Annotated in this window: 18 protein-coding genes; 4 read left to right on the forward strand and 14 right to left on the reverse strand. The window is 71.1% G+C overall.

The window, feature by feature from the left end; all coding sequences use genetic code 11:
• Nucleotides 1-265 precede the first annotated feature (265 nt).
• On the forward strand, nucleotides 266-1,159 hold the full coding sequence (locus tag AB0G28_RS03465; RefSeq protein WP_361082531.1) for a hypothetical protein: 894 nt from the start codon (nucleotides 266-268) through the stop codon (nucleotides 1,157-1,159).
• Between the two features lie 39 nt (nucleotides 1,160-1,198).
• Here the strand turns inward: AB0G28_RS03465 and AB0G28_RS03470 are convergent, their stop codons facing one another.
• The 13 genes from AB0G28_RS03470 to AB0G28_RS03530 all read right to left on the reverse strand — a co-directional run bounded on the left by AB0G28_RS03470 (nucleotide 1,199) and on the right by AB0G28_RS03530 (nucleotide 14,182).
• Entirely contained in the window at nucleotides 1,199-1,846 is a 648-nt protein-coding gene (locus tag AB0G28_RS03470) for a hypothetical protein (protein WP_361082533.1), read from the reverse strand.
• Between the two features lie 79 nt (nucleotides 1,847-1,925).
• Entirely contained in the window at nucleotides 1,926-2,642 is a 717-nt protein-coding gene (locus AB0G28_RS03475; RefSeq protein WP_361082535.1) for a hypothetical protein, read from the reverse strand.
• Nucleotides 2,639-3,148 carry a hypothetical protein gene (locus AB0G28_RS03480; protein ID WP_361082537.1) on the reverse strand — a complete coding sequence of 170 codons (510 nt, stop codon included), beginning with the start codon at nucleotides 3,146-3,148 and terminating at the stop codon, nucleotides 2,639-2,641. The genes AB0G28_RS03475 and AB0G28_RS03480 overlap by 4 nt, the downstream gene beginning before the upstream one ends.
• Entirely contained in the window at nucleotides 3,136-4,344 is a 1,209-nt protein-coding gene (locus AB0G28_RS03485; protein ID WP_361082539.1) for an MlaD family protein, read from the reverse strand. Before AB0G28_RS03485 ends, AB0G28_RS03480 begins: the two co-directional genes overlap by 13 nt.
• The gene (locus AB0G28_RS03490; protein WP_361082541.1) at nucleotides 4,344-5,420 is read right to left on the reverse strand and encodes an MCE family protein; all 1,077 of its coding nucleotides are present in this window, start codon (nucleotides 5,418-5,420) and stop codon (nucleotides 4,344-4,346) included. Before AB0G28_RS03490 ends, AB0G28_RS03485 begins: the two co-directional genes overlap by 1 nt.
• Nucleotides 5,420-6,454 (reverse strand): MCE family protein, encoded by a 1,035-nt coding sequence (locus AB0G28_RS03495; protein WP_361082543.1) that lies wholly within the window; start codon nucleotides 6,452-6,454, stop codon nucleotides 5,420-5,422. The genes AB0G28_RS03490 and AB0G28_RS03495 overlap by 1 nt, the downstream gene beginning before the upstream one ends.
• Nucleotides 6,451-7,443, reverse strand: a complete 993-nt coding sequence (locus tag AB0G28_RS03500) for an MCE family protein (RefSeq protein WP_361082545.1) — start codon at nucleotides 7,441-7,443, stop codon at nucleotides 6,451-6,453. The genes AB0G28_RS03495 and AB0G28_RS03500 overlap by 4 nt, the downstream gene beginning before the upstream one ends.
• Nucleotides 7,440-8,444 carry an MCE family protein gene (locus tag AB0G28_RS03505; protein ID WP_361082547.1) on the reverse strand — a complete coding sequence of 335 codons (1,005 nt, stop codon included), beginning with the start codon at nucleotides 8,442-8,444 and terminating at the stop codon, nucleotides 7,440-7,442. Before AB0G28_RS03505 ends, AB0G28_RS03500 begins: the two co-directional genes overlap by 4 nt.
• Nucleotides 8,441-9,715: an MCE family protein gene (locus tag AB0G28_RS03510; RefSeq protein ID WP_361082549.1), complete on the reverse strand. Its 1,275-nt coding sequence runs from the start codon at nucleotides 9,713-9,715 to the stop codon at nucleotides 8,441-8,443. The genes AB0G28_RS03505 and AB0G28_RS03510 overlap by 4 nt, the downstream gene beginning before the upstream one ends.
• Complete coding sequence (locus tag AB0G28_RS03515; RefSeq protein ID WP_361082550.1) at nucleotides 9,712-10,563, reverse strand: ABC transporter permease; 852 nt, start codon at nucleotides 10,561-10,563, stop codon at nucleotides 9,712-9,714. Before AB0G28_RS03515 ends, AB0G28_RS03510 begins: the two co-directional genes overlap by 4 nt.
• Before the next feature lie 2 nt (nucleotides 10,564-10,565).
• Nucleotides 10,566-11,360, reverse strand: coding sequence for an ABC transporter permease (locus tag AB0G28_RS03520; protein WP_093950820.1), 795 nt, complete (start codon nucleotides 11,358-11,360; stop codon nucleotides 10,566-10,568).
• Nucleotides 11,361-11,825: 465 nt separating this feature from the next.
• Nucleotides 11,826-12,818, reverse strand: a complete 993-nt coding sequence (locus tag AB0G28_RS03525; RefSeq protein ID WP_361082553.1) for an LLM class flavin-dependent oxidoreductase — start codon at nucleotides 12,816-12,818, stop codon at nucleotides 11,826-11,828.
• An 8-nt stretch (nucleotides 12,819-12,826) separates the two neighbouring features.
• Entirely contained in the window at nucleotides 12,827-14,182 is a 1,356-nt protein-coding gene (locus AB0G28_RS03530; RefSeq protein ID WP_361082555.1) for an FAD-dependent monooxygenase, read from the reverse strand.
• Nucleotides 14,183-14,240: 58 nt separating this feature from the next.
• On the opposite strand from AB0G28_RS03530, the gene AB0G28_RS03535 reads away from it, so the two are divergent.
• The 3 genes from AB0G28_RS03535 (at nucleotide 14,241) to AB0G28_RS03545 (ending at nucleotide 18,757) form a co-directional block, all read left to right on the forward strand.
• Entirely contained in the window at nucleotides 14,241-14,444 is a 204-nt protein-coding gene (locus AB0G28_RS03535) for a helix-turn-helix domain-containing protein (protein ID WP_013223678.1), read from the forward strand.
• A gap of 7 nt (nucleotides 14,445-14,451) precedes the next feature.
• A complete protein-coding gene (locus tag AB0G28_RS03540) occupies nucleotides 14,452-14,916 on the forward strand; it encodes a Clp protease N-terminal domain-containing protein (protein ID WP_361082557.1) in 465 nt (154 codons plus the stop codon).
• A gap of 76 nt (nucleotides 14,917-14,992) precedes the next feature.
• Complete coding sequence (locus tag AB0G28_RS03545) at nucleotides 14,993-18,757, forward strand: hypothetical protein (protein WP_361082559.1); 3,765 nt, start codon at nucleotides 14,993-14,995, stop codon at nucleotides 18,755-18,757.
• 385 nt (nucleotides 18,758-19,142) lie between these two features.
• Here AB0G28_RS03545 and AB0G28_RS03550 read toward each other — a convergent pair whose 3' ends face one another.
• Entirely contained in the window at nucleotides 19,143-21,257 is a 2,115-nt protein-coding gene (locus AB0G28_RS03550; RefSeq protein ID WP_361082561.1) for an ATP-binding domain-containing protein, read from the reverse strand.
• Nucleotides 21,258-21,312 lie beyond the last annotated feature (55 nt).

The raw sequence follows: 21,312 nt of genomic DNA on the forward strand, positions 1-21,312 counted from the left end.
ACTCGTGAGTTCATTACGGAACAAGACTTCGGGGCTCGGTCAGCCCACCCCGCCGGGGCGGTCCGGGTTTCTTGTGCGGTCACACACAGGTCCGGCGGATGTTCTATCGGATTTTGACAAAGAACGACCGCGCCGCCGTAAGGCCCTCGTTACGGTCTACCATTCACGATCTTGCCGGAGCAATCGCCGATAACGAATCGGGAGAAAGGAGGCTACTGTGCCGGTTACTTCACGATGTGAACGGGTAACGCTCAGGGGAGCCGTATTGACGGTGTCGGCGGCGCTCGCCGTGTCCTTGTCCGCATCGCCCGCGTCCGCGGCCACCGTCGGCGGCGTGATCGGGTGGGGGAAGCAGGACTACGCCATCACGGTCCCGCCGCCGAACGTGCTGTCCGGGGTCTCCGCCGTGTCGGCGGGCAGCACGACCGTGCTGGCCCTGCAGAGCGGCGCGGTCTTCGCGTGGGGCGCGAACAACTGGGGCGCCAACGTGGTCCCCGCCGACGCGAAGTCCGGGGTCAGCCAGATCGCCTCCGGCTGGGGCCACGAGCTCGCCCTCAAGAACGGCAAGGTCATCGCCTGGGGCAACAACTGGTACGGCCAAACGACCCTGCCGGCTTCGGTGAGCAGCGGCGTCATCGCGATCTCGACGTCCAACATGCACAGCCTGGCCCTGAAGCAGGGCGGGCAGGTGGTGAGCTGGGGCACGCGGACCGACGTGCCGGCGGCCGCGCAGTCCGGGGTGACCGCGATTTCCGCCGGGGGCGACCACAACCTGGTCCTCAAGAACGGCGGGGTGCTGGCCTGGGGCAGCAACGCCTACGGCCAGTCGACCGTCCCGGCCGGACTGTCCTCGGGGGTCACGGCCATCTCCGCCGGGTTCAACCACAGCCTGGCGCTCAAGGGCGGCCGTGTCTACGCGTGGGGCCAGAACAACTACCAGCAGGCCACCGTCCCGGACGCGGCGCTGTCCGACGTCGTCGGCATCGACGCCGGGTACAACCACAACCTGGCCTTCAAGACCAACGGCGACATCATCGCCTGGGGCACCAACTTCGTCGGCGAGACGACGCTGGACGGCGTCTGCGGACCGGTTTTCGCCGTCTCGGCCGGGGACAACGACAGCTTCGGGCTGAAGGAAAATCCCGGCGCGCTCTGCTGAGCGGACGGGTGGCGGGCGGGTCGCCCGCCACCCGGCGGGTCAGCTCTGGGGAGCGGTCAGGTCGAGCGAAATTGTGTTGCCCGGACCGGAAACCAGGGCGCCGAGCGCGAGGTCGGCGATGAAGCAGTTGTTGAACTCGGGGATGGTGTAGGTCGAGCTGAGCGAGATCGTCGGCGAGGTGATGTCGATGTTCGGCGCGACCAGGTTCAGTTCGACCGGGGTCTTCGTCCGGCAGGCGCCGGGCAGGGTCGGCAGCGGGATGGTCGGCGGGCTGAGGATGCCGAAGTAGATGTCGGAGATCTCCATGTTCGCCTTGGCGTGCGTGGTCAGCGTGCCGTCGGCGAGGGTGCCGGTGGCCGGCCCGAGCGGGACGACCTTCACCTTGGCCTTGACCCGGAACAGGCCGGCGGCCAGGGAGAAATCGGCCTGCGACGGCGGCAGCGTCAGGTTCGCGCTGAGGCCGACCGAGCCGGTCTGGTCGTCGATGACGAGGTTGCCCTGGAGGGTGCCGGGGCCGAGATTCATGGTGCTGCCGGTCTTCTTCACCGTGGTGGTGCCGGAGACGCTGTAGGACACGGGGATTTCGATGACGTCGGCCGAAGCCGGCGTCACCGCGACCCCGCCGAGTACGACGGCCGCCGCCGACGTGAGCACGGCCAGTCTCTTCAGCTGCGTTGCCACGGACATGGTTGTCCTCCTTTTGCGTTTTCCCGTCCGTTTCCGGGTGCTCCCGGAAACGGAAGTGCGATTATTCGTGCGGGACGGTTCAGCGTGGTTCGAGTGCGGTGACGACCCAGTGGCCGTCGGCGTGCTCCGCGGTCACCGAAAGCTGCGCGGCGGCACTGTCGGTCGCATTGTTGTCGGCTCGGACGGCTGATTGGTCGAGAAAGACGAGCAACCGCGCGTGACCATTCCGGAGTTCTTGCACGGCGATCGCCGAAACGCGGGAAGTGAGGACGAGTTTCTGCTCCGGTGCCTTCTGCCGCACCTCGGCGAAGAGCTTGTCGTAGGAATCCTTGGCGGGCCCGCGCAGCACCGCCGCCGCGGCCTTTTCGGTGACGTCGGTGCGGTCGTAGGAATAGGAGAAGATCTGGTTCATGGCGATGGTGACGGCCGAGGTGACGTCGGCGGTCGCGCCGACGTCGGTGAGCGCGAGGTTGGCGGCCGCGGGGTTCGACGCGGCTGAGCGGGCCTCGAGGGTGAACCAGACGCCGGCGCCGGTGAGCAGCACGGCGGCGGCGAGGAGGAGTACGGGGAGGCGGCGCCACGCGGGCCGGGGATGGCCGGGTTCGGCGGCCTCGGCTTCGGTCTCGCCGGGGTCCGAGGTCGGTTCGCCGGACTCGGCTTCGCCGTCAGTCTCGTCGGTCGCAGCTTCAGGCTCGACAACAGCCGGAGCCGCGTCGGCCGGCACAGGCGTCGGCTCGCCGTCGTCTGCCGCGGAGATGGCCGCACTCTCCTCCGGAACGGTGTCCGCGCGGCTCATCGGGCACCCACCGGCAGCTGGTCCAGCGCGCTGAGCTTCCACCCGTCCGGCGTCCGGCTCAACGCCGCCGCGAAGCGGTTGCGCTTGACCGCCGGGGCCGTTCCCTGCTTCGCCATCGTGATCTCCACCGAGGCCAGCAGCTTCGCCGTCCCCGCGTGCTCGTCCAGCTCGCTCAAGGCCGCGTCCAGGACGCGGCCCGTGGCCACCGTCGCGTTCGCCGCCAGGGTCTTCTTCGTCGTCTCGTCCGTGCGGGCCAGCTGGTCGTGCAGCGGGCCCGTCGAGGCCGACAGCCAGCGGTTCAGGCCGGCGTTCACGTCGTGGTAGTCCAGGGTGTTCAGCTCCGCCACCAGCGTGCGTCCGCTGGTCAGCGCCTCGTCGCGGGCCACCCCGTACGTCACCTCGGTCGCGTTGGCCGCCGAGTACCACGAGTAGCCCGACCAGCCCGCGAACACCGCGGCCGCCGTCGCGAGCACCGCCGCCGCGTGCTTCAGCTTCACCGCAGCCACAGCATCTCCTCGAGGCTCGTCGCCGTCGCCTGGGTGCCGAGCCCGAGCGGGCTCGTCAGGCCGCCCGGCAGGGCCGGGGCCGGGACCGCCGGGTGGGGCCCGTTCTGCGTGCCGCGCACCGAGCTTTCGTTCCCGTACGGCAGCGTGCAGGCCGCGTCCGTGTTGAACGGCAACGGCGTCAGGTCCGTGCTCGGCCGGTGGGGCGTCTTCTCGTAGCCCTGGAGGCACGGCGGCGGGTCGTTGAAGTTCAGCACCAGCCCCATCCGCAGCCGGTTGTTGTCGTGGTCCAGCGCCGAGTCCACCGCCGCCACCGCGCGCGGGGCGTCGGACAGCAGCTGCTCCTCCGCCGCCGTGCGGGTGCCGAACACCCGGGCCGTCGTCAGCAGGTTGGCCAGCAGGATCGGCAGGCCCGGGTCGTTCTCCTTCAGCAGGCTGCTCAGCTCCGTCGCCGCGGGCGGCGCCGAGGTGATCAGCCGCCGGAGGTCGCCGTCCGACTTGGCCAGCTGCTGGGCGAAGACGCGGGCGTTGCCGCTGAAGGTGCGCCACTCCGCCGCTGAGTCGACCTGGGTGCGCAGCACCGTCGCGCCGTCGCCGATCAGCTTCGACGTCTGCGGCAGGTGGGCGCTCGCCTCCTGCGTGAACGTCGTCGCCGAGTCCATCAGCGTCTGCAGGTCCGGGCCCGCGCCGCGCAACGCGTCGTCGAGCTCGTTCACCACCGTGCGCAGGTCCTGGGTCGGCACCGACGCGGTGAACGAGTCGAGGTCGGTCAGCAGGCTGTTCACCGGCAGCGGCAGCGTCGTCGACTCGCGCTGGATGACCGAGCCGCCGGCCAGGTAGGGCGCGTCGCCCGTGCGCGGCTGGAGGTCGACGTACTGCTCGCCGACCGCCGACCGGTTCGCCACCACCGCCCGGGAGTTGGCCGGGATCGGCGGGGCGCCGTCGTCGATCAGCAGGTCCGCCTCCATGCCGGTCACGGTGAGCCGCAGCTCGCCGACCCGGCCGACGGCCACGCCGCGGTAGGTCACCTCGCCGTTGGTGAACAGGCCGCCGCCTTCGGCCAGCTCCAGCTTCACCGTGTAGCTGCCGGAGCCCAGCAGCCGGCCCAGCCCGGCGTAGTTCGCGCCGACGAACGCCGTCGTGGCCAGCGCGATCACGACGAACAGGATGACCTGGATCCGTACTCTGCGAGAGAGCATCAGCTGCCTCCGGAGGCGCGGGCGGCGCTGCTCGGCAGCGGGAGGGGCGGCAGACCGGGCGGAACGCCGTCACCGGGCTTGGGCAGCGGCACGCCGGGTGCCGGGATCATCGACACGTAGGCGTTGATGTAGTCGCCCTTCACCGCCGGCAGCACCGAGTCGGGGAACGGGAACGTCGGCAGCATCTGCAGCGACTTCGGCAGCTTGTCGCCGGCCGCGGCGAGCTGGCCGAGGATCGGGGCCAGGGCACGCAGGTCGGCGACCATGTCGTCGCGGCTGCGGTCGACGACGTCGGTGGCCACCGTCGAAAGGTGGTCCAGCGCCTGCAGCATGGAGACGAGCTGGGTGCGCTGGTCGGACAGCGCCTGCAGGCCCGGGGTGAGGTCGGTGAGCGCGCCGGAGACCTGCTCGTGCCGGTTGGCCAGGGTGGCCGAGAGCCGGTTCAGGCCGTCGAGCGCTTCGGTGATGTCCGAGCGGTGGGCGTCCAGGTCGGTCATCAGGGTGTTCACGCCGGACAGGAACGAGCGGATCTGCTCCTCGTTGCCGTCCATCACCTTCGACAGCTCGCGGTTGATCGTCTGCAGCTGGCCGATGCCGCCGCCGTTGAGCAGCAGGGAAAGCGCGCCGAAGATCTCTTCGAACTCGGGGTTGCGGTTCGTCCGGTCCAGGGTGATCGTGGCGCCGTTCGCCAGCCGCCCGTTCCCGGCGTTCTGCGCCTGGCCGTCCGGTGGGGCCAGCTCGACGAACTTCTCGCCGAGGAGGCTGGACTGCCGCAGCCGCGCGACGGCGTTGGCCGGCAGCACGACGTCGCCGTTGACCTCCAGGACCGTTTCGGCCGTCCAGCCGTCGCCGCCCAGCCGGACTTCCCGCACGCGGCCGACCGGGACGTCACCGACCTTCACCGCGGCCTGCGGCACCAGGTCGAGGACGTCGGCGAACTGCACGGTCACCGAGTACGGGTGGTCGCCGAGGTCGGCGCCGCCGGGCAGGGGCAGGTCGTAGACGCCCTTGAACTCACCCGAGCAGCCCGAAAGAGCCAGGCACCCGACGGCCACCAGGGTCAGCACGCGCTTCATCACTGCCCCCCGTTGGTGTAGACGTCGCCGGTGACCGGCAACGGCAGCGACTGCTGGAGGTAGTAGTCGAGATCGCCGCGGCCGAGCAGCCGCCCGGTCTTCGGGTCGACGGACTGGAGCACGTTCGTCACCGCCAGCGGCACGGAGTCGAGCGTCCCGGCCAGCGATTCGCGCTGCTCGACGAGCGTCCGCGTGGTCGTCACCAGGTTGTCCACATTGGCCTTGAGCGCGCCGCGGTTGTCCCGGATGAACGCCTGGACGTCGGCGAGCGCGTGGCCGAGGCCGTCGAGGGCCCGCGCGAGCTCGCCGCTGTTGGCGGCCAGCGTGGTCGAGATCTGTGAGAGCTGCTGGTTCACGGTGGAGACCTGCTGGTCGTTGGTGGCCAGCATGGTCGTGAACTGCTGGAGCTGGTCGACGGTGCCGAACAGGTCGCCCGAGTTCCCGGCCAGCGTGCGCGCCAGCTGCGCGAAGTTGCGCACGCTGTCGTTGAACGCGCGGCCGTTGCCCTGCAGGTTCTGCGCGCCGGTCTTCAGCAGGTCGGACAGCGCGCCCTGGGAGTTGGCGCCGTTCGGGCCGAGGGCCTTGGTCAGCGTGTCCAGGCTGGCGTAGAGCTGGTCGAGCTCCACCGGGGTCGCGGTGCGCTGCACCGGGATCGTGGCGCCGTCGGGCAGCCGCGGCCCGCCGCGGGCCGGCTTGCCGAACTGCAGGTAGCGGTCGGCGACGACGCTGGGCGCGATCACCAGCAGTGTCGTGTCCTCGGCGATCCCGACCGAGCCGTCGACGGACATGTCGACCTGCACCTGCTCGCCGCGCGGGGTGACCGCGTCGACCTGGCCGATCCGGACGCCGAGCACCCGGACGTCGGAGCCGGGGTAGACGCCGACCGCGCGGGTGAAGAACGCCGTGACGTGGTGCTGCCCGGAGCCGGAGAACACCCACCACAGCGCGGCCGTGACGACGAGGGCGAGCAGGATCGCGGCGGCGACGAACCGGCTCACCAGGACGCCGGTGCGGGTCGTGGTCAGCGCGCTCACTTGGCGCCTCCCGGGTTCTTCGGCGGGGTGCAGGGGTCGTGGTTCTCGGGCAGCAGCCCGCAGAGGTAGGCGTCGATCCAGTGACCGTTGCCGGTCGTGTTGGTGAGCACCCGGAAGTACGGCTGGGCCAGCTGCAGGCCCTTGGACAGGTTGTCGTTCTGCCGTTTCAGCAGGTCGGTGACCTGGTTCAGCGACTCGAGCGCGGGCTTGAGCTGAGCCGAGTTGTCCGCGACCAGGCCGCGCAGCTGGTCGGCCAGCCGGGCGGACCCGGTGAGCAGGTCGTGGATCGCGTCGCGACGGCGGTTCAGTTCGGTCAGCAACAGGTTCCCGTCGTCGATCAGCTTCTCGAAGTCGTCGTTCGAGTTCGCCAGCGTCGTGGTCAGCTTCCGCGCGTTGGCCAGCAGTTCGGCGATCTGGCTGTCCCGGCTGGACACCGTCTTCGACAGCTGGCTGAGCCCGTCGAGCGCGGTGCGGACGTGCTCGGGGGAGTTGCGGAAGGTGTCGGACAGCGTGGTGAAGCTGTCCGCGAGCTGTTTCGTGTCGATGGCGCCTACCGTGTCGGCCAGGCCGTTGAACGCGTCGGTGACGTCGTAGGGCGTGACGGTCCGGGTGCGCGGGATCGGCTGGTCCGGGTTCTGGACACCGTCGCCGGTCGGGTTCAGCGCGAGGAACTTGCGGCCCAGCAACGTCTTGATCTTGATCTCGGCGGACGTGCGGTCGCCGATCCAGGCGTTCTTCACGCGGAAGGTGACCAGGACGTGGTCGTCGGACAGCGCGACTTCGCGGATCTCGCCGACCTTGATGCCGGCGATCCGGACCTCGTCTTCGGGCTGCAGGCCGGCGGCCTCGGAGAACTCGGCCTCGTAGGTGGTGCCGCCGCCGACGATCGGCAGGTTGTCGTAGTTGAACGTGACGGTCAGCAGGGCGGCCAGCGCGACGCTGCCGACCACGCCCAGGACGATCGGGTTGCGCTCCTTGAAGGACTTCACGACTCACACCTCGGCGTGGGGACGTACACGCCGCGCGGGGGCGTGGTTTCGAGCGTGGCGCGGCAGAGGAAGAAGTTCATCCACGAGCCGTAGGAGGCGGTCCGGCCGATCTCGTTGAACTTGACCGGGAGGTTGGTCAGGAAACTGTCCACATCGGACTGGTTCTGGGCCAGGTTGCCCGCGAGGCCCTGCAGCCCGGCGATGCTGTCCTTGAGCGGCGGCCGGGCCTGCTCGAACAGCCCGGCGGTGGACTGCGTGAGGGCGCCGATCCCGCTGATCGCGTCGCCGATCGCGGCGCGGTCGCCGGCCAGGCCGGACACCAGCTGCCGCAGCGTCGACACGAGGTTCGCCAGCGCGTCGCCCTTGCCGTTGACGGTCTTGAGCACCGAGTTGAGGTTCCCGATCACCTCGCCGATCACCTTGTCGCGCCCGGCGAGGGTGGTGGTCAGCGAACCGGTGTGCTGCAGCAGGCTTTCGACGGTCCCGCCTTCGCCCTGCAGCACCTGGACGATCTCGCCGGAGAGTTCGTTGACGTCGTTCGGCGACAGCGCCTGGAACAGCGGCTTGAAGCCGTTGAACAGATCCGTCAGGTCCAGCGCCGGTGTCGTGCGGTCCAGCGGGATTTCGCCGCCTTCGGGCAGCTGGTCCCGGGTGCCGGTGGCGCCGCGTTCGAGGGCGATGTACCGCTGGCCGACCATGTTGCGGTACTTGATGACCGCGCGGACGTCGGCGGGCAGCCGCCGTCCGGAGTCGAGGGAGAACCGGACGAGCGCGCGGTTGTGGTCGCTGATGTCGAGGGACTCCACCTGGCCGACGCGGACGCCGGAGATGCGCACGTCGTCGCCGACGTTGAGCGAAGTGGCGTCCAGGAACTTCGCCGAGTACCGCTGGCCCGCGCCGACACCGGAGTTGGTGATGGAGATGGCCAGCAGGACTGTCGCGAGTGCCGTGACGAGGATGAAGATGATGCTCTTGATGAGCGGGGCCGCGATGTTCCTCACTTGAGCTTCACCTCCGTGCCGCGGTAGAGCGGGCCGACCAGCACGCTGCTCCAATCGGGGACCTGGGCCGTCGGGACGCCGATCGTCGGGGCGACCAGCGTGGCCAGCAGCTGCTGTTCCTGCGGGGAGTTCGCGACGCCGAGGTCGCCCTGGCCGCCGGTCAGCAGGGGATGGCCGGCGCTGCCGGGTGCGACCGCGGCGGTGCCCGTGGTGGGGGCGACACCGGAGGGGTAGCAGCGCGGCTCGCCGCCGCCGGTGAACCGCGGGTCGTCCTTGCCGGGCACGTATTTGCCGCTGTTGGTGGTCACCGCGACCTCGGCGTGCATGCCCGGTTCGTTCGTGCCCGCCCCGAGGACCTTGTCCATGGCGCCCCGCAAAGCGTCGAGCGCGCCCACGGTGCAGGCGAAGCTGGGGGAGTACTTCGCCGCGATCTCCAGCGGCGCCCGGCTGTCGGCGGCCAGGGAGATGAGGTTGTCGCGGTTGCGGGCCAGGAACCCGGCGACGTCCAGCGAGGACGACGTCACCTGCTGGTACACCCCGGCCAGGTCGGCTTCCTTCTCCTTGACCGTGCCGAGTGTGACGGCGGAGGCGGTGAGCGCGTCCAGCAGGTCGGGGGCGATGTCGCCGTACAGGCGGGAAACCTTGGCGAGGTCGCGCAGGTCCGAGGTCAGCTGCGGGACGTCGGGGTTGAAGTTCTTGAGGTAGGCCGCGGCCGTGTCGATCGTCTGCCCGAGCTGTTCGCCGCGTCCCTGCAGGGCCGTCGAAACCGCGGTCAGCGTCGTCGCCAGTTTCTGCGGCTGGACCGCTTTCAGGATCGGCAGCAGGTTGTCGAAGACCCGTTCCAGCTCGACCGCGTTGGCCGACCGGTCCTGCTCGATGACGTCGCCGGCGGCCAGGTGCGGGGCCCGCGTTCCGTCCGGGATGGACAGCTGCACGTAGCGTTCGCCGAACAGCGTCTTCGGCACGAGCAGCGCGGAAACGTCGCGGGGGAGCATGTCCACTTTGTCAGGCTCGAGGGCGAGTGCTATCTCGGCGCCCTGTGGTGTCGCCCGGACACCGCGGATCTCGCCGACCAGCACGCCGCGGGCCTTGACCTGGCCGCCCGGGGACAGCTGGTTGCCGATCCGGCTCGCCTTGAGCGTCACCGGGACCGTGCTGACGAAGTCCTTGTCGTACACCTTGATGGACAGCGTCACGAGCACGCCCATCACCACCAGGAACAGCACGCCTGCGGTGCGGATCCCGGCCTTGCGGCGGGTTTCCCGTCTCATCCGGCCACCTGCACGGTCGTCGTCGCGCCCCAGATCGCCAGGGACAGGAAGAAGTCGAGGACGCTGATCGAGACGATCGCGGTGCGGACCGCGCGGCCGACCGCGACGCCGACGCCGGCCGGGCCGCCGCTCGCGCGGAAACCGTAGTAGCAGTGCGCCAGGACCACCACGACGCTGAACACCAGGACCTTCCCGAACGACCACAGCACGTCGCCGGGGGGCAGGAACAGCAGGAAGTAGTGGTCGTAAGTACCGGCGGACTGGCCGTAGAACAACACGGTGACCTCTCGCGAGGCGAGGTAGCTCGACAGCAGCCCGATCGCGTAGAGCGGGATGACGGCGAGGAAGCCGGCGATCACCCGCGTCGTCACCAGGTACGGGACGCTGGGGATGCCCATGACCTCCAGGGCGTCGATCTCCTCGGAGATCCGCATCGCGCCGAGCTGCGCGGTGAAGCCGCAGCCGACCGTGGCGGACAAGGCGAGCCCGCTCACCAGCGGCGCGATCTCGCGCGTGTTGAAGTAGGCGGAGACGAACCCGGCGAACGCCGACGTCCCGACCTGGTTCAGCGCGGAGTAGCCCTGCAGGCCGACGACCGTGCCGGTGGCGACGGTCATCCCGATCATCACGCCGATCGTGCCGCCGATGACGGCGAGCGCGCCGCTGCCGAAGCTGACCTCGGCCAGCAGGCGCGTGATCTCACGCAGGTAGCGGTGGATCGCCCGCGGCGTCCAGGCGATCGCGCGGAGGAAGAACAGGATCTGGTCGCCGAGGGTGTCGAGGAAGCCGAACCGGCGGTCGACGGCCTCGCGCACGCGAGCTGTTCTCGGGAGGTCCGTGGTGGTCACGCTCAGCTCCCCTTGGGCGGGACGAGTTGCAGGTAGACGGTGGTGAGGATGAGGTTCAGCACGAACAGCAGCAGGAACGTGATGACCACGGACTGGTTGACCGCGTCGCCGACGCCCTTCGGGCCGCCCTTGGGGTTGAGCCCGCGGTAGGAGGCGACGACCCCGGCGACGAAGCCGAAGATGAGGGCCTTGATCTCGCTGATCCACAGGTCGGGCAGCTGGGCCAGGGCCGAGAAGCTCGCCAGGTAGGCGCCCGGGGTGCCGTGCTGCATGATCACGTTGAAGAAGTAGCCGCCGAGCACGCCGACAACGCTGACCATGCCGTTGAGGAAGACCGCGACCCCCATCGCGGCGAGCACCCGCGGCACGATGAGCCGCTGGACGGGCGAGACGCCGAGGACCTCCATGGCGTCGATCTCTTCGCGGATGGTCCGGGAGCCGAGGTCCGCGCACATCGCGCTGCCGCCCGCGCCGGCGATGAGCAACGCCGTGACGATCGGGCTGGCCTGCTGGATGATCGCGAGCACGCTCGCCGCGCCGGTGAACGACTGTGCGCCGATCTGCGTCGTCAGCGAGCCGATGTGCAGCGCGATCACCGCGCCGAACGGGATCGAGACCAGCGCTGTCGGCAGGATCGACACGCTCGCGATGAACCAGAACTGCTGGATCAGCTCCCGCACCTGGAACGGGCGGCGGAAGGTCAGCCGGACGACGTCGAGGCCGAGCCCGTAGAGCCGGCCTGTCTGCCGCAATGCGGCCGCCCCCGGGAACGACGGCGTCGTCGTCCGTTCGGCCATTCGTGTGCCTCCAGCGGTTTCGGCGGCAGGCCGAATTCACCCGAGTTGACTAAAGGGAAATGGTCCGAACGGGGTAACAATTCTCGGCCATTCACGGTCTCGGGGAAACACCGTGCCGTTTCCTACTGGTCGGTACGCTAACGACGGCCCTGGCGGGAGACAAGAACTTGAGCAGGATCACGGGGTCACGGGCTGGTAACCCCGCATTTATTGTGCGTCGCTGACAAACGGACCCGATCTTGTTGTCAACTGTGGAGAAGAAAGTTACCTCCCGGTCGAACCCGAGCTTGACAAACTACCCCGTTTTGTCAATTCCCGCGCGCCGGAACGGACGACACGCGTGTCTGGAGGGTCGGCACGCGTGATCGGGGAGACGACACGCCGCGGGAGCCCGCGCCCCGCCGTGTCGACCCTTCAATCACGCGTGTCGACCTCCCGATCACGCGTGTCGGCCCTTCCGGCACGTCAAGACTTGAGGGCGGCGAGGAGCTCGTAGGAGCGGACGCGGTCGGCGTGGCCGTGCACCATCGTGGTGACCATCAGCTCGTTCGCGCCGGTGTCGGCCAGGAGCTGTTCGAGTCCCTTTTGGACGGTTTCGGGCGAGCCGACGATGCTGGACCCGAAGCGTTCGGCCAGGAACGCGCGGTCCATCTCGGTGTACGGGTACTCCGCGGCTTCCTCCGGCGTCGGCAGCGCGATCGGGCGGCCGCGGCGGAGGCTGAGGAACGTCAGCCCGCTGGGACCGGCGAGGAACCGCGCACGCTCGTCGGTCTCGGCGGCGACCACGGACACGCCGAGCATCACGTACGGCTCGTCGAGCACCCCCGGCCGGAAGTTCTCGCGGTACAGCTGCACCGCCGGGATGGTGTTCTCCGCGGCGAAGTGGTGCGCGAAGGAGAACGGCAGCCCGAGCCGCCCGGCGAGCTGGGCGCTGAAGCCGCTCGAGCCGAGCAGCCAGACCGGCGGCTGGTTGCCCTCGGCCACCACCGCGTTGACCCCGCGGGCCTCCGAGTGGGTGAAGTAGCCGATCAGCTCCTGCAGGTGCTCCGGGAAGTTCTCCGCGGACAGCCCACCCGGCCCGCGCAGGGCGAGCGCGGTGCGCTGGTCGGTGCCGGGCGCGCGGCCGATGCCGAGGTCGATCCGGCCCGGGTGGAACGCCTCCAGGGTGCCGAACTGCTCGGCGACGACCAGCGGAGCGTGGTTGGGCAGCATGATCCCGCCCGACCCGACGCGGATGCGCTCGGTGGCGTCGGCGACGTGGCCGATCAGCACGACCGTGGCGGAGCTGGCGATGCCGGGCATGTTGTGGTGCTCGGCCAGCCAGTAGCGGTGGTAGCCCAGCCGTTCCGCGGCGCGGGCGAGGTCCAGGGTGTTGCGCAGTGTCTCGCCGACGGTGTTCCCCTCCGACACGGGGGACAGGTCGAGCACGGACAGCGGCACGTCAGGCAGTGAGCTCACAACCGGGGTCAACGCCCCGGTGCCGCCATTGCTTCCCGCAGCGCCGCCGGATCACCGCCGCGGAAGGTCACGACGCCGTCCGGGCGCACGAGCAGCGCGTCGGCCGGGGCGTCCGGGCAGGACGCTGTGACGATCTTCACGTCCTCGCCGACGGCTTCCCGCAAGTCGGCCCGGTCGGCGAAGTCGAACAGCACGGTCCGCGCGGCGCGCATGATCTCCGCCACGCGGGTCGGCTCGCCGCCGACGGTCAGCGGCAGGTCGGGGACGTACGGCAGTTCGTCGGTGTCCCGCAGCAGCTCACCCAGGTGCCGCGTCGCTTCGGGAAACGCGGCCAGCTCGCCGAAGAGCGTCCGCAGGGCATCGCCGTCCTCGCCGGTCAGGCGGTCGAGCAGGGCCTGGACGCGGGTCTGCGTCAACGTCCGCGCGGCGACCGGGTGCCGTTCGGCGTGGTAGCTGTCGAGGAGGCTTTCCGGAGCCGAACCGCGCACGACGGCGGCGAGCTTCCAGCCGAGGTTGACGGCGTCGAGCAGCCCGACGTTGAGCGAAGACCCGCCGGCGGGAAAGAGGTGCGCGGCATCGCCCGCCAGCAGCGTGCGCCCGGCCCGGTACCGCTCCGCGAGCCTCGCCGAACTCGTGGTCCGCGACAGCCACAGCGGTTCGCCGAGGGGAAGGTCTTCGCCGAGGACCCGGCGGAGGGCGTCGCGGAACTCGTCGAGAGTCGGTTCGCCGGGCGGCTCCGGCGTCACTTCGCGGACGCCGACGATCACGACACCCGGGGTCAGCGACGTCACCAGCACGCGGCCGCCGGGTCGCCGGCGCCAGCCGCGGCCGCTCGTGGCGAACAGCGGCGCGTCCGCGCGGAAGTGGCCCAGGCGCAGCAGTTCGCCGTCGGTGGTGCCGGGGAACCCGATGCCGGCCAGCTCGCGGACGCGGCTGTGCGCGCCGTCGCAGCCGACGACGTACCGCGCGTCCAGGCGATAGTCGCCGTCGGGGCCTCGCACGGTACCGAGATCGACGAGTTCGTGCCCGCGCCGGATTTCGGCGCCGAGTTCGAGTGCGCGTTCGGTCAGCAGCGCCTCCATCCGCGGCTGCTGCAGCATCAGTCCGGGCACGGGCGTGTTCAGCGGCACCGGCCCGAACGGGAAGCCGGGGAACGGTCCGGCGAAGGCGGCCTCGGCCCGGAACCGGTCCAGGAGCCCCCGGTGGTCGAGCTGCTCGACGACCCGGCCGACGAGCCCGTTCGCCCGCGGCCGCTCGTCCGGTGCGGGCCGCCGGTCGAGCACCACCACCTCGGCCCCGCCGAGCCGCAGCTCCGCCGCCAGCATCAGGCCCACCGGGCCCGCTCCGATCACCGCGATCTCCATGACGCCCTCCTTCGTGTCAGTTCAAACTGACGAGATTGTCAGGCTAGACTGACATGCCATGGAAGCGGAAGAGCTTTCGGGACGCGTCTCGGAAACGGATCCGGCGGTGGCGCTGCGGGCGGTGGGGGCCCTGCACCGGCTCGCCGAGCAGGTCGAAGCGGCGGCCGTCGCGCACGCGCGGGAGCGCGGCTGGTCGTGGGAGCAGATCGGCGACGCGCTCGGCGTCGCCCGGCAGTCCGTGCACGCGAAGTACGGGAAGTGAGGGACTCGTGCTCGACCGGTTGATCGCGAAGAGCCCGTTCGCCGCGGTGGTGACGGCGGCGCTGGAGGAGTCCCGCCGCCGCGGCGACCGGCGGCTCGGCACGGAACACCTGCTGCTGGGCCTGTTGCACGACCCGGACAGCGCGCTCGTGCTCGACACCGGCCTGGCCGACGCCCGGGCGGCCCTCGACCGCCTGGACCGGGCGGCGCTTGCGGCGCTCGGCATCGACGTCGAAGGCCTCCGCCCGGCCGAAGTCCCGTCGCGGCGCGGAAAACTCACACGGGGAGCGTTGACGTCCGGGGCGCGCGCGGTCGTCGACGAGGCGATCCGCGGGACGCCGCGGCCGCGTGATCCGGCGCGGCTGCTGCGGGCGCTGGTGAAGCTGACCCCGCCCGACCCGGCGGCCGAGCTGCTCGCGGAGCTGGGCGTCGACTCCGAAGCCGTTCGCCGTCGGCTGGAATCCGCCACCTGATCTCGCGTCTTTGGCTACGGTGGGGCGAATCGGGAAATGAGAAACAGGAGGACGGGTGCCGCGTCCGGAGCGACCCTTGGAGCCCAGGGACGATCTGCTGACCGAATTCGCCGCCGATCTCCGGCGTTTGCGCGAGAGCGCCGGAAATCCCACCTACCGCGAGCTCGGGCGGCGCGCGCACTACTCGGCGGGCACGCTCTCGGAAGCCGCCGGCGGGCGGAAACTCCCCAGCTTGGCCGTCACCCTGGCCTACGTCCGGGCCTGCGGCGGGGAGCCGGGGGAATGGGAAGAGCGCTGGCACGCCGTCGCCGACGAATCACGCCGGGACGGTGCCGATTCACCGCCCGAACCGCAACCCGGGGAAATTCCGCCCTATGTCGGCCTGGCCGCTTTCACCCCGGCCGACGCGGGCCGGTACTTCGGGCGGGAACGGCTCGTCGAAAAACTCGTCGAACGGCTGGGGAGACAACGTTTTCTCGCCGTTCTCGGCGCGTCCGGCTCGGGCAAGTCGTCCCTGCTGCGGGCCGGCCTGCTGCCCTCGGTCAAGGGGCCCGCGGTGCTGCTCACCCCGGGCGCCCGGCCGCTGCAGGAGTGCGCGGTCAAGTTCGCCGCCGCGCTCGGCATCGCGCCCGGCGCCCTGTGCGACGACTTCGCCGCGCACCCGCGCAACCTCGGGCTCGCCGCCCGCCAGCTGGCCGACAGCGGTGACGAGGACTTCGTCTTGGTCGTGGACCAGTTCGAAGAGGTGTTCACGCTCTGCCAGGACGATGCGGAACGAGGGCGGTTCCTCGACGCGCTCGTCACCGCGACCGGCGAACCGGGCAGCCGGACCCGGGTGGTGCTCGGCGTCCGCACCGACTTCTACACCCACTGCGCGCGGCACGCGGAGCTCGCCGAGGTCCTGCAGGACGCCCAGGTCCTGGTCGGCCCGATGACCACCGAGGAGCTGCGGCAGGCGATCTCGCGCCCGGCCGTCGACGCCGGCTACCGCGTCGAGACCGCCCTGGTCTCCCGGCTCGTCGCGGACGCCACCGGACGGCCGGGCGTGCTGCCGCTGCTCTCGCACGCGCTGCTGGAGACGTGGCGGCGGCGCCGCGGCACCACGCTCACCCTGGCCGCATACGAGTCGACCGGCGGCATCGAGCGGGCCATCGCGCAGACGTCCGAAGCCACCTTCGCGAAGCTGTCGGCACGTCAGCAGCGGCTGGCGCGGCAGATCTTCCTCCGGATGACCGCGCTCGGCGAAGGCACCGAAGACACCAAGCGCCGGATCAGCCGCGCCGAGATCGACACCGAGGACGAAGACACCGCCGTCGTGCTCGGCGAGCTGGCCGCGGCCCGGCTGGTCACCCTCGACGACACCGGCATCGAGATCACCCACGAAGCCCTCATCCGCGGCTGGCCGCGGCTGCGCGAGTGGCTCACCGAGGACCGCGAAGGGCTGCGCGTGCACCGTCAGCTCACCGAAGCGACCGACGCGTGGGAGTCCGTCGAGGAGGACTCCGGTTGGCTCTACCGCGGCACCCGGCTGGCCATCGCGCGGGAGTGGGCCGCGCGGCAGGACTCCGCGCTGTCCCGGCGGGAACGGCGGTTCCTCGACGCCAGCCTCGGCGTCGAGCACGCCGAACAGGAACGCGACCGCCGCCGCTCCCGCCGGCTGCGGCAGCTGGTCGCGCTGCTCGCGGTGCTGCTGGTCTTCGCCGTGGCCGCCACCGTCTACGCCGTGCGCGCCCAGTCCACGGCCACCGACCAGCGCAACAGCGCGCTGGCCCAGAAGGTGGCCGGCCAGGCGCAGGAGATGCGCGGCACCAACCCGGCGCTGGCGGCCCAGCTCGCGCTGGCCGCGTACCGCCTGGACCCGAGCCCCGAAGCCCGCAGCAGCGTGCTCACCATGTTCGCGACGCCGTACGCGACACGGGTCACCGGGCACACCGGCCGGGTCAACACGGTCGGCCTCCGCCCGGACGGGCAGGTCCTCGCCACGGCCAGCTGGGACGGCACGGCCCGGCTCTGGGACGTCCGCGACCGGCACCACCCGGCGCCGCTGGGCGTTCTCGCCGGTCACACCGGCAACGTCAACAACGTCGCCTTCTCGGCCGACGGCCGGACGGTCGCCACCGCGGGCTTCGACGGCACCGTCCGCGTCTGGGACGTCTCCGACCCGGCGCGGCCGGGGCCGGGCGTGGTCGTCGAACAACACCCGGGCAAGGCCTACGCCGTCGCCTTCAGCCCGGCCGGACCGCTGCTCGCGACCGCCGACGTCGCCGGCACGATCCGGCTGTACGACATGGCCGACGCCGCCCGCCCGCGGCCGGTGGGCGAGCTGACCGGGCACACCTCGTACGTCAACAACCTGGCCTTCAGCGCCGACGGCCGCCTGCTCGCCTCGGCGTCGGCCGACAAGACCGCGCGGGTCTGGGACGTCGCTTCACGGCGTCAGCTCGGCGTCGCGGCCGGGCACACCGACGTCGTGCACTCGGTCGCGTTCAACCCCGCCGGGACCACCCTCGCGACGGCGAGCCAGGACCAGTCCGCGCGGCTGTGGGACATCACCGACCCGGCCCACCCGGCGCAGCTTTCGGCGCTCGCCGCGCACAAGGCGATCGTGCGGTCGGTCGCGTTCACCGCCGACGGGCGCACCCTCGCCACCACCGGGTTCGACCGCACCGCCCGGCTCTGGGACGTCGCCGACCCGCGGCATCCCCGCCAGCTGTCGTCGCTGGCCGGCCAGACCGGCGCGGTCGTCTCCGCGGTGTTCACCCACGACGGCCGCACCCTCGCGACGGCGAGCGACGACCAGACCGCCCGGCTGTGGGAGCTGCCGGGGCCGTCCGTGCCGGTGCACACGGGCCGGACGTGCCACGCCGCCTTCCGCCCGGACGGCAAGCTGCTCGCCACCGGCGGCTACGACCAGGCCGTGCGGCTGAGCGAGGTCACGGCCGCCGGGTCGCCGCGCCCCCTCGCGACGATCGGCGGGTTCGGCAACGCCGTCTGCGGCGTCGCGATCAGCCCGGACGGCCGGACGCTGGCGACCGGCAGCTGGGACCACACGATGACGCTGCGGGACATCACCGACCCGGCCCGCCCGGGCCCGCCGGTGGTGTTCAACCGGACCCACGACGACATCGACGCGGTCGCGTTCAGCCCGGACGGCCGCATCCTCGCGACGGCGGGCGACGGGCACACGGTCCGGCTCTGGGACCTCGCCGACCGCACCCGCCCGGTGGAGATGGCCAAGCTCGAGGGCCACGCCGACGACGTCCACGCGCTCGCGTTCAGCCCCGACGGCCGCACGCTGGCCAGCGCGAGCTGGGACCACACCGCCCGGCTCTGGGACGTCTCGGCGCCCCGGGCCCCGCGGCCGCTGGCGAAACTGGAGGGGCACACCGACACGATCTTCTCGATCGCCTTCAGCCCCGACGGCCGGAAGGTGGCCACCGGCAGCGCGGACCGCACGGTCCGGGTCTGGGACGTCACCGCCCCGGCGCACGAGGTGGCTGTGCTGGCAGGGCACACGGACAACGTGATGGGGGTGTCCTTCAGCGGAGACGGCCGGACACTGGCGTCCGGCAGCTACGACCGCACAGTCCGGTTGTGGGACACCACCCGTTTCGAGCCGTACGCGGTCCTGCTCGAGGAGATGGACCGCGTCTACGACGTCCGGTACGCCCCGGACGGCCACACGCTGGTGAGCGCGGTCGCGGACGGAACGGTACGGTTGTCGGAAACCGATCCTGACCGGGCGGCCGAAAGAATCTGCGCGGCGACATCACCCCGGATCACGGAAGCCGAGTGGACGGCGAGCCTCCCCGGCCTCGAATACACCCCGCCCTGCCCCTGAAGTTGTTCGGCGTTGTTGTTCGGTGCCGCCGCGCGGACACCGAACAACTTTTGTCCACTAGACATGCGGTCGGACGTTCACTTCGCCGGGGGTCTGAAGGGCTCCTTCCAGGGCGCGCCGGAAACCGCCTCCCGCCCCTCGAAGGAGCCCTTCAGCATTTCCGCCGGCCCGGGTCTCAAGCGCCCCAATGTGGCATTGGGTGCGTTGGGCGCACCGAACGCCACATTGGGTGCGTTGGGCGCACCGAACGCCACATTGGGTGCGTTGGACGCACCGAACGCCACATTGGGTGCTCCTCCCATGCCCCCACCGCCGCCCTCAACGGAGGCGCTTCGCGCCGCAGTGCCGATTCAATGCACCGAACGCCACATTGGGGGCGCTCGGCTCAGGCCGTCGGGATCCAGTCCGGGTCCGAGGCCAGGACGATCAGCTGCTGCGTCGCCCGGGTCAGGGCCACATACAGCACCCGCCGGCCCGTGGTCGACTCGCTGATCAGGTCCACCGGCTCCACCAGCACCACCGCGTCGTACTCCAGGCCCTTCGAATCCAGGCTGCCCACGACCTTCAGCCGCTCGTCCGCCTCGCCCGAAAGCCAGCCCGCGATCTCCGGCACCCGGTCCATCGCCGTGATCACGCCGACCGTGCCCTCGACCGCGCCCAGCAGCTCCTTCACCGCCGCCTGGGTCGCCGACGCCAGGCTCGCCGCCTCCACCGGGCGGACCTCCGGCTCCACGCCGGTGCGGCGGACCGCCACCGGCAGCTCGCCCGCCTCCGCGTGGCCGGCCACCACCTTCGCCGCCAGGTCGAAGATCTCCGCGGAGTTCCGGTAGTTCGTCCGCAGCGTGAACCGCCGCCGGGTCGTCTTCACGCCGAACGCCTGGTCGCGCGCCGAAGCCGCCTCCGCCGGGTCCGGCCAGGAGCTCTGGACCGGGTCGCCGACCACCGTCCAGCTCGCGTACTTGCCGCGCCGGCCCACCATCCGCCACTGCATCGGCGAAAGGTCCTGCGACTCGTCGACGACCACGTGCGAGTACTCGTCGTAGTGCTCCGGCCGCGTCGGCGCGCCGCCGGACCGCTCGGGCTCCACCTCCACCACCTGACGGCGGCGGCGCTTCGGCGGCGGCCCGATCAGCACCCGCAGCTCGTCCAGCAACGCCACGTCCGCGATCGACCAGCCCCGCGACCGGTCCGCGAAGTCCGCGGCCAGCATCGAGATCTCCTGCCGGTTCAGGACGCCCTTCGCCGCCGACGCCAGCCGCTTCTCCTCGCCCAGCCACTTCAGGATCTGTGCCGGGTACAGCACCGGCCACCACACCACCAGGAACCGGTGGAAGTCGATCCGCTCGCCCAGGTCGGTGATCAGCTCGGCGCGGTCGATCTGCTTGCCGTCGGCCTTCGCGTACTCCTCGGCCTTCGCCGCCAGCGCGTCGAGCAGCAGCTCGGCCGCCCGGATCCGCGACCGGTTCGGCGGCGCGCCCTGCGTGTGGGCCTTGCGGCGGACCTTCTCCAGCTCGCGCGCCGACAGCTTCAGCACTTCGCCGCGGTAGACGATCCGCATCTCGTCGGGTGCCTCGGGCGGAGTGTCGCGCAGCGCCCGCAGCAGCACCTTCCGCATCCGCAGCGACCCCTTGACGGCGGCGAGCGGCGCCGCGTCCTGGCGCGTCGCCTCCAGGCCGTCGAGGACCTCGCCGAGCGCGCGCAGCTCGACGTTCGTTTCCCCCATCGAGGGGAGGACGCGCGAGATGTAGCTGGTGAACACCCCCGACGGCCCGATCACGAGCACGCCGGCCCCGCCGAGCTGACGCCGGTAGCGGTACAGCAGGTAGGCGGCGCGGTGCAGCGCGACGGCCGTCTTGCCGGTGCCCGGCCCGCCGGTGATCTCGGTGACCCCGCGCCACGGCGCCCGGATCACCTCGTCCTGCTCCTTCTGGATGGTCGCGACGATGTCGCGCATCTTCTCGCCACGCGAGCGCCCCAGCGCGGCCATCAGCGCGCCTTCGCCGACGATCTGCATGTCCTCGGGCACGGCGTCGGCGATCAGGACGTCGTCGTCGACGTCCAGGACGTTCTGGCCGGAGCAGCGGATCACGCGCCGCCGCACGACGTCCATCGGCTCTTCGGCCGTGGCCTGGTAGAACGCGGCCGCGGCCGGCGCGCGCCAGTCCGTGACGAGGTTGTCGAACTCGGCGTCGCGGATGCCGAGCCGCCCGACGTACACGCGCTCGGTGTCGAGGTGGTCGAGCCTGCCGAAGACGAGGCCCTCGTACTCGGCGTCGAGCGACTGGAGCGTCTGGTTGGCGTGGTAGACCATCATGTCGCGCTCGAACAGCATCGACGCCTGCTCGAAGATCGCCTCGCGCTGCGCCCCCTGGCCGATTTCGTAGCCCTTCGTGCGCATGGCCTCGGCTTGGGCACGCAGTTCGTCCAGACGGGTGTACACGCGATCGACGTGGGCTTGTTCGATGGCGATCTCGGCCCGTCTGACCCGAGGTTCCGACACGCATGGCTCCTTGACAGCTTCTGGATCGCCTCCGAGGGCGAAGAACGACTCTACG

Origin of the sequence: Amycolatopsis sp. NPDC021455, from assembly GCF_040640995.1 — a bacterium.
In the GTDB taxonomy this organism is placed as follows: domain Bacteria; phylum Actinomycetota; class Actinomycetes; order Mycobacteriales; family Pseudonocardiaceae; genus Amycolatopsis.